The sequence below is a fragment of the Sphingomonas phyllosphaerae FA2 genome (assembly GCF_000427645.1).
In the GTDB taxonomy this organism is placed as follows: domain Bacteria; phylum Pseudomonadota; class Alphaproteobacteria; order Sphingomonadales; family Sphingomonadaceae; genus Sphingomonas; species Sphingomonas phyllosphaerae.
Window position 1 is genome coordinate 3,197,574 of sequence record NZ_KE386571.1, and the last position, 7,821, is coordinate 3,205,394.

The following is a 7,821-nucleotide window of genomic DNA, read 5'->3' on the forward strand; positions in this document are numbered from 1 at the left end:
TCGTTGCGACCTTCGGCGGTGGCCGTGCGTTGGTGCGGCGATCAGGAGGAGGAAGCGATGACCGAACCCCGCAGCCACCCCGCGCTGAGCGAAGACCAGCGCGATCCCGACGGGACCGACACCCCGGACGACCTGCCCGCAGGCGAGCCGGACGACAATCCCGACGATCTCACGGTCGCCGATCAGGAATGACGGGAGACGCGGCGGGCCGTGTGACAATCAAAGCGGATACGCACCGCCCCATCTCGTCATCCCGGACTTGATCCGGGATCCCGCTTTCTGTCGAGAAGAAGCGGGGCGCCGGATCAAGCCCGGGGCGACGAAGGGGCAGGCAGGAGCGAAAACGACCGGTCGCCGATCGGCCCCGGTCGGGGTTTATTCCCGGCCCGGCACCTCGAAATCGTGCGGCTCTTCGCCCTGCTCCTTGGCCGCGTTGTAGCGCTCGATCGCTTCCAGCGTGATGCGACGCGCTTCGTCGCGGTCGCCCCAGACGCCGACGCGGACCCACTTCTTCTTCTCCAGGTCCTTGTAGTGCGTGAAGAAGTGCTCGATCTGCTCGAACACGATCTCCGGCACGTCGGCGCGGCCATCGACGTTCGAATAATAAGGGAACACCGCGTCGACGGGGACGCAGACCAGCTTCTCGTCGCCACCGGCCTCGTCCTCGAGGTTCAGCACCGCGATCGGGCGCGCGCGGACGACGCAGCCCGGGATGAACGGCGAGCGCGCGATCACCAAAGCGTCGAGCGGATCGCCGTCCGGCGACAGCGTGTGCGGCACGAAGCCATAGTTCGCGGGATAGCGCATCGGCGTGTGCAGGATGCGGTCGACGAACAACGCGCCCGATGCCTTGTCGAACTCATACTTCACCGGCTCGCCGCCGGTCGGCACCTCGATCACCACGTTCAGGTCGTCGGGCGGGTTCTTGCCCACCGGGATCAGGTCGATACGCATTCTCTTCCCCTCTTGAGGTGCGAACGCCCCGGATCAACGGGGCGCAAGAAGACGATCGAGACCGGTTTCCCCGGTGCCGATCTTCTGAAGGCGCGGGTAACGCAAGCCATTATGATAGTCGAGTGCTGCACTGCGGAAGCGATCGCCTTGCTTCACCGTCAACGGGATAGCGGTCTTCGTGCCCTTTGCGGCGGTGATCGCGGCCTTCAGCTTGTCGGCGCTATACGCCTCGCCATCGACCGCGACGATCTGGTCGCCGACCGTGAAGCCCGCCTTGAAGGCCGCGCTGTCCCACGTCACGCCGGTCAGCGTGCCCGAGGTGTCGAGCACCATGCCGCCCGAATAGGTCAGGTTGGTCGACTTGGACGCGGCCTCGGCAGCCTTGAACGACGAGGTCGGCGTCTCGCTATAGGACAATTGGTAGCCGTTGCGCGCAAATCCGTCGAGCGGCGCGCCCGCGGCATGTTCGGTCAGCCGGCGGCGCAGATAGCCCGCCCAGTCGAACGGCACGATCCCGTTCAATGTCTTGGCGACATCGTCGATCGTATAGGTCACCTCGCCCCAGTCGCCGTCGCGGATGCCGAAGAACGCGCGCGCGAAATCGTCGATCGACTTCGCGCCGCCCGATTTCTCGCGCAGCAGCGAGTCGACGTCCATCCAGACGAGCAGCCCTTCGTTGTAATAATCCTCGCTGCGCTGCCAGCTCGTCCAGCCCTTCGGCCGACGCTGCGAGATCACCGGATCGTTGGTGGTGTCGATCAGCGCGCGCCACTGCCGCGCCGGCTGGCTGTCGTAGAGCGCCATGATCGCGGCATATTGGTCGAGCGTGTCCTGCTTGCTCACCAGCCCCGCGCGCGCCTGGAGCACATAGCCCCAGAATTGCGTCTGCCCTTCATAGACCCACAGCAACGACCCGCGCATCGGCGTGCGGAAGTCGGGGGTCCATAGGTCCGCGCCGCGCCGGAACTTGCCGTCCCAGCTATGCGTGAATTCGTGCGGCAGCAGGTTGCGGCGGCCGGGGCCGTCGTTCCACTTGGTGAAATAGCCCGGCGTCACCCCGTTCTCGCTCGAGCGGTGATGCTCCAGCCCGATCCCGCCCAGCTTGTCGGTGATCGACAGCAGGAATTCGTATGTGTCGTAATGCTGCGCGCCGAAGGTCTTCACTGCCTGCTCGACCAGCCGCTGGTGCCCCGCGATCTGCTCGGGCGTCGCGGCCAGCTCGGCAGGATCGTCGGCGAAGACGTTCAGGTTGACGCGTGGGGACAGCGGCCAGACCTTGCCGTACTTGCCCGCCAGCACCGGCGAATCGACCAGCACCTCGTAATTGGTGGTGTCGTACGTGTAGGTCGATCCGGCCTTCTTCGCCGGCACCGCCCCCGCCGCGGTCCAGCCGTCCGGGTATTTCACCGTCATCTGGATCGGGATCTGCCGCGTGAAATAGCCGGCCGGATAGAGGCTGACCGAATTGGGCTGGAGCGAGATCATCGTCGGGGTCATCACGATCCGCCCCTGATTGCCCTGCGTCGCCGAGATGAACTGGAACCGCGCCTCGATCGTCTTCGCGCCCGTCGGCACGTCGATGTGGAAGGCGAAGACGTCGACCGGGTCGCGCGTCCACTCCACGCGCTTGCCGTTGGCGGTGATGATCAGCCCGGCCAGCTTCTCGATCTCGCCGCGCGGGCTGTGCGCGCCGGGCAGCCACTTCGGGAACAGCAGCACCATATGCCCGGCCTGCGGCACCGGGATCGTCTCGATCACGCGGAAGATCCCCTGCGACGGATCGCTCGCGTCGACGTTCAGCCGGAGCGTGCCGGGAAAGCGCACGTCGCGCGCGGCGGGGATCGTGTCGGTGAACGGCACCGGCTGCGGCGCGCTGTTGCCGGCGGGGACCTGCGCGGCGAGCGGGGTGAGGGCGACGGAGGCGAGAAGGGCGGCGGACGCGAAACGGGCGATCATCGGGGCTCCCAAAGGACAGCGTGACTGACCCGGTTAATCAGCCCGCACCCCCCACGTCCAGCCCCCGCCGGTCAGTTGGCACCCAACACGTTGATGCTGAACGCGATCACTCCGAGGTTGAAGACGAACCCGGCCAGGCATTGCCCCAGCACCGCGCGCCGCACCGTCCCCGACCGGATCGACACGTCGGAGGTCTGGAACGTCATCCCCAGCGTGTAGCTGAAATAGACGAAGTCCCAGTAATCGGGCGTGTCGGTCCCGGGAAAGTCGATCCCGCCCGCATCCTTCCCGTCGTCGCCGGGCATGTAGAACAGATGCGCGTAATGCAGCGCATAGACCATGTTCGAGAACAGCCACGCCAGCGCGAGCGTGACGATCACCAGCAATCGCATCGGGTTGCTCTGCCGCCCCTGCAATTCCTCGTGCACCGCAGTCAGGATCACCAGCATCACCGCCGCGGTGATCGCCAGCAGCAGGGTGCGATTGGCGTCATTGGCCTGCGCGACGACGCGCATCTGCGCCGGGCTGTCGTGGCGCGGCAGCCGGATCATGCTGAGCAGAAACACGACCGCCGCGAGATCGAACCCCGCCATCGCCGCGCGCCCGCGCCCCAGCGGTGCCCACAGCGCCGCGACCGCGACGACCAGCACCGCCACGAACAGCACGAAGCGCGGCGGTGCGATCCGCCGTCCCAACCCCCACCAGCGCGCGTGTTCGTCCATGCGAACAGCCGCTAGCGCGCGGCAGCGTCCGCGACTAGATGCGCACCTTCTTATGGCCCGTATTCCCACTCCGCAGCGCGTGCGCGGCACGCAGGACATCTTCCGCGACGAGCAACGCCGCTTCGCGCACGTGCTCGACACCTTCGACCGCGTTCGGCGGCTCTATTGCTTCGAGCGCGTCGAGGTGCCGGTGTTCGAGGACACGCAGGTCTTCGCGCGCTCGATCGGCGAGACCACCGACGTGGTCTCCAAGGAGATGTACACCTTCCCCGACAAGGGCGACGACCTGCTGACGCTGCGCCCCGAGTTCACCGCCGGGATCGCGCGCGCTTATATCACCAACGGCTGGCAGCAGTTCGCGCCGCTCAAGCTGGTCACCAGCGGCGCGGTGTTCCGCTACGAGCGCCCGCAGAAGGGCCGCTATCGCCAGTTCCACCAGATCGACGCGGAGGTGCTCGGCGCGCCCGAGCCCGCCGCCGACGTCGAACTGCTGACGCTCGCCGATCAGTTGCTTCAGGAACTGGGCGTCGCCGAGGGCGTGACGCTGCAACTCAACACCCTCGGCGATGCCGCGACCCGCGACGCGTGGCGCGACGCCTTGGTGGCGCATTTCGAGGCGCATCGCGGCGAGCTGTCCGAAGACAGCCTGACGCGGCTCGACAAGAACCCGCTGCGCATCCTCGACAGCAAGGACCCGCGCGACCGCCCGATCGCCGACGCCGCGCCCGGGATCGACGCCTATATGAGCGCCGAGGCCGGTGCGTTCTTCGAGAGCGTGCAGAAGGGCCTCGACGCCGCCGGGGTGCGCTGGACCCGCAACGAGCGGCTGGTGCGCGGACTCGACTATTACCGCCACACCGCGTTCGAGTTCGTTACCGACCGGCTCGGCGCGCAAGGCACGGTGCTGGCGGGCGGGCGCTATGACGGATTGGTCGAGAGCCTCGGCGGCCCGGCGACGGCGGGCGTGGGTTGGGCGGCGGGGGTCGAGCGGCTGGCGATGCTACTCGACGAACCGGCGGCGGCGCGGCCCGACGTGGTGCTGGTGGTCGAGAATGACGCCGCGCACACCGCGGCGGTCGCGATGCTGGCGAAGCTGCGCCGTGCCGGCGTTTCGGCGGAACTAGTCGCGACCGGCTCGCCCAAGAAGCGCTACGACAAGGCACTCAAGCTCGACCCGGCCGAGACGCTGACCTTCGCGATGGATGGCGATGCAATTGCGACCCGTGGTCGCGTGCTGCGCGGTGGCACGTCGCGCGTCGCCGAGGTTCTCGCGTGACCCCACCTCTCTCCCGTCGCCCCGACCTTGAGCCGGGGCCCCGCTACCTCTCCGACGTCGCCGCAGAAGCGGGATCCTGGCTCAAGGCCGGGATGACGGTCGGGGCGCGCCCATGACCACCATCTCGATCGACCGAATCCGCCAGATCGAGGCGCGCCGCGACGAACTCGCCGCGCAGATGGCGACCGGCAATCTCGACGGCGATCGCTTCGTCGCGGTGTCGAAGGAATATGCAGAACTCGAACCCGTCGCGCAGGCCGCCAGCGAGGTGCGCCGGCTCCGGCAGGAGGCCGAAAGCCTCGCCTTCATGGCCGGCGACGCCGACGCCGAGCTGCGTGCGATGGCCGAGGAGGAGTTGCGCGAGAACCGCGCCGCGCTCGACGCTGCCGACCGCAAGCTCGCGCTGGCATTGCTCCCGCGCGACGCCGCCGACCAGCGCTCGGCGATGCTCGAGGTCCGCGCCGGCACCGGCGGCGACGAGGCGGCGCTGTTCGCGGGCGACCTGTTCCGCATGTACCAGCGCTATGCCGAAGGGCAGGGCTGGCGCGTCGAGCTGATCTCCGCCTCCGACAGCGATGCCGGCGGTTACAAGGAAGTCGTCGCCAGCGTCACCGGCTCGGGCGTGTTCGCGAAACTGAAGTTCGAAAGCGGCGTCCACCGCGTCCAACGCGTCCCCGCGACCGAAAGCGGCGGGCGCATCCACACCTCGGCGGCGACGGTCGCGGTGCTGCCCGAGGCGGAGGACGTCGACGTCCAGATCGATGAGGCCAAGGATTTGCGCATCGACGTCTATCGCTCGTCGGGGCCGGGCGGGCAGTCGGTCAACACCACCGACTCGGCGGTGCGCATCACCCACTTGCCGACCGGGCTGGTGGTGATCCAGCAGGACGAAAAGTCGCAGCACAAGAACAAGGCCAAGGCGCTCAAGGTCTTGCGGACCCGGCTCTACGAGGCGGAGCGCGAGCGGCTCGCCGCGGAGCGCTCGGGCACGCGCAAGGCGATGGTCGGCTCGGGTGACCGCTCGGAGCGGATCCGCACCTACAATTTCCCGCAGGGGCGCGTGACCGACCACCGCATCAACCTGACGCTGCACCGCTTGCCGGAAATTCTGGCGGGCGAGATGGACGAGCTGATCGGGGCGTTGATCGCCGAGGATGAGGCGGAACGACTGGCGACGTTGGAGGCGTAGCGCAGGCTGGCCTGTCGCATGCTGCGACAGGACTTAGCCAAGCGCGGCCGGCGGGGCGGCGCACCGACCGACGACGCGGCTTTGCCGCGGCGCTGTCCTACAGCCGCCATGTGACGCTATCCCCCTTTCTTCTGTCAGAGCCGTCCTCATGCCCCACCGTCATTGCGAGCGCAGCGAAGCAATCCAGGGTTGCCATCCGGACGCTCTGGATTGCGTCGCTGTGCTCGCAATGACGGCCGGTTGGCGAATGTTGAGACAGGGCACCAGCGTCTCAACATTCGCAGTTGGAATGAACGGCACACCCAATCACCGTCGCCCCGGCCTTGAGCCGGGGCCCCGCTTCTTGTCGACCGAAGTGAAAGCGGGACCCCGGCTCAAGGCCGGGGTGACGGAAGGTGCTGTTATCTCAGTCAATCATGGGAAAGATCGACGAATCCAGACCACCCGACACCCCGAAACCCGAATGTTGAGAAATCCCGCCAGCGTCTCAACATTCGCGACGGCCAGCCCAGCATGACCACCGCCCGCACCGCTCTGCGGGACGCCGCCGCGCGCTTCGCCTTCTCACCCACCGCCCGGCTCGACGCCGAGCTATTGCTCGCCCATGCACTCGGCATCGACCGCAATCGCCTGCTCCTCACGCTCGACGACCACGACGTCCCGCCGGCCTTCGCCGACCTTGTCGCGCGCCGCGCGCGTCACGAGCCGGTCGCCTATCTCACTGGCACCCGCGCGTTCTGGACGATCGACCTTATGGTCGGCCCCGGCGTCCTCATCCCGCGCGCCGACAGCGAGACGCTGATCGAGGCCGCGGTCGAGCATTTCGCGGGCACCGGCGGACCGCGGCGCATCCTCGATCTCGGCACCGGCCCCGGCACCTTGCTGCTCGCCGCGCTCGATCACTGGCCGGCGTCGACGGGGCAGGGGATCGACGCCTCGCCGGTGGCGCTCGACTATGCGCGCCGTAACGCCGCCGCGCTTGGCATGGCCAACCGCGCTTCCTTCATCCATGGCAATTGGGCCGACGAGGTCGCCGAAACCTTCAACCTCGTGCTCGCCAACCCGCCCTATATCGAGCGCGATGCGAAGCTCCCCGACGAGGTCGCGCGCTACGAACCCGCCGCCGCGCTGTTCGCGGGAACGGACGGGCTCGACGACTATCGCCGCATCGCCACGCAACTACCCGCCTTGCTCGCGCCCGGCGCGGTGGCGTGTGTGGAGATCGGCGCGGGGCAGGGGCAGTCCGCCGCAGCCCTGTTCCGTGCCGCCGGATTGTCGGTCACGTTACGCCGCGATCTGGGTGATCGCGATCGCTGTCTGGTGGTCACGCCTTGAATTTGGCGGGGCGAGGCCCAATATTTTGCTTTGAGAACGACGGCCGTGCGTCTAGAGACAGCGCAGGGGCTCGCGAACTCACCGACATGCGTTGGATGGCGCGCCTGCCCTCCCTTCGTCATCAGCCGCTGCAGTCCGGTGGCCATGGCAGGCCCGCGTTACCGAAACGGTCGCGGCGCCGGGGAACGATTGCACCCCGTGCTTCGGGAGCGAATGCCGGTTTTGGTTCCAGGACGAGGACAGTGAATTGATCAACAACCGTCAGAACGGTCGCCGTCGCGGCCGTGGTGGTGGCCAGCAGCGTCAGGGTGGCGGCGGCGGCCACGGGCAGCGTGACAGCGGCAACCGGATCGACAGTCGGGCGCGCGGCAATGCGCCGCAGTTGCTCG

7 protein-coding genes and 1 pseudogene (1 of these 8 cut by a window edge) are annotated in these 7,821 nt (G+C 67.9%); 5 read left to right on the top strand and 3 right to left on the bottom strand.

Features of this window, described 5'->3' with window-relative positions:
• The first annotated feature begins 57 nt into the window (after nucleotides 1-57).
• Nucleotides 58-192, top strand: coding sequence for a hypothetical protein (locus SPHPH_RS21700; protein ID WP_272944246.1), 135 nt, complete (start codon nucleotides 58-60; stop codon nucleotides 190-192).
• Between the two features lie 183 nt (nucleotides 193-375).
• Here the strand turns inward: SPHPH_RS21700 and ppa are convergent, their stop codons facing one another.
• The 3 genes from ppa to SPHPH_RS0115620 all read right to left on the bottom strand — a co-directional run bounded on the left by ppa (nucleotide 376) and on the right by SPHPH_RS0115620 (nucleotide 3,632).
• Nucleotides 376-954 (bottom strand): inorganic diphosphatase, encoded by a 579-nt coding sequence (gene ppa / locus SPHPH_RS0115610; protein WP_028967541.1) that lies wholly within the window; start codon nucleotides 952-954, stop codon nucleotides 376-378.
• 33 nt (nucleotides 955-987) lie between these two features.
• Complete coding sequence (locus SPHPH_RS0115615) at nucleotides 988-2,910, bottom strand: M61 family metallopeptidase (RefSeq protein WP_028967542.1); 1,923 nt, start codon at nucleotides 2,908-2,910, stop codon at nucleotides 988-990.
• A 71-nt stretch (nucleotides 2,911-2,981) separates the two neighbouring features.
• A complete protein-coding gene (locus SPHPH_RS0115620; RefSeq protein WP_028967543.1) occupies nucleotides 2,982-3,632 on the bottom strand; it encodes a DUF1345 domain-containing protein in 651 nt (216 codons plus the stop codon).
• A gap of 52 nt (nucleotides 3,633-3,684) precedes the next feature.
• Here SPHPH_RS0115620 and hisS point away from each other — a divergent pair, with 52 nt between their 5' ends.
• The 4 genes and pseudogenes from hisS to SPHPH_RS21740 all read left to right on the top strand — a co-directional run.
• Nucleotides 3,685-4,908: a histidine--tRNA ligase gene (hisS, locus tag SPHPH_RS0115625; RefSeq protein ID WP_028967544.1), complete on the top strand. Its 1,224-nt coding sequence runs from the start codon at nucleotides 3,685-3,687 to the stop codon at nucleotides 4,906-4,908.
• 112 nt (nucleotides 4,909-5,020) lie between these two features.
• Nucleotides 5,021-6,097: a peptide chain release factor 1 gene (prfA, locus tag SPHPH_RS0115630; protein WP_028967545.1), complete on the top strand. Its 1,077-nt coding sequence runs from the start codon at nucleotides 5,021-5,023 to the stop codon at nucleotides 6,095-6,097.
• Nucleotides 6,098-6,610: 513 nt separating this feature from the next.
• Entirely contained in the window at nucleotides 6,611-7,432 is an 822-nt protein-coding gene (gene prmC, locus SPHPH_RS0115635) for a peptide chain release factor N(5)-glutamine methyltransferase (protein ID WP_037488683.1), read from the top strand.
• A gap of 247 nt (nucleotides 7,433-7,679) precedes the next feature.
• A pseudogene (locus SPHPH_RS21740) lies at nucleotides 7,680-7,821 on the top strand (DUF4167 domain-containing protein) (its annotated part continues 50 nt past the right edge of the window); the annotation flags it as partial.

Excerpts from the sequence above, each read along its gene's own strand:
- prmC (WP_037488683.1), top strand. The coding sequence starts at position 6,611 with ATGACCACCGCCCGCACCGCTCTGCGGGACGCCGCCGCGCGCTTCGCC.
- SPHPH_RS0115620 (WP_028967543.1), bottom strand. The coding sequence starts at position 3,632 with ATGGACGAACACGCGCGCTGGTGGGGGTTGGGACGGCGGATCGCACCG.
- ppa (WP_028967541.1), bottom strand. The coding sequence starts at position 954 with ATGCGTATCGACCTGATCCCGGTGGGCAAGAACCCGCCCGACGACCTG.
- SPHPH_RS21700 (WP_272944246.1), top strand. The coding sequence starts at position 58 with ATGACCGAACCCCGCAGCCACCCCGCGCTGAGCGAAGACCAGCGCGAT.
- hisS (WP_028967544.1), top strand. The coding sequence starts at position 3,685 with ATGGCCCGTATTCCCACTCCGCAGCGCGTGCGCGGCACGCAGGACATC.
- prfA (WP_028967545.1), top strand. The coding sequence starts at position 5,021 with ATGACCACCATCTCGATCGACCGAATCCGCCAGATCGAGGCGCGCCGC.
- SPHPH_RS0115615 (WP_028967542.1), bottom strand. The coding sequence starts at position 2,910 with ATGATCGCCCGTTTCGCGTCCGCCGCCCTTCTCGCCTCCGTCGCCCTC.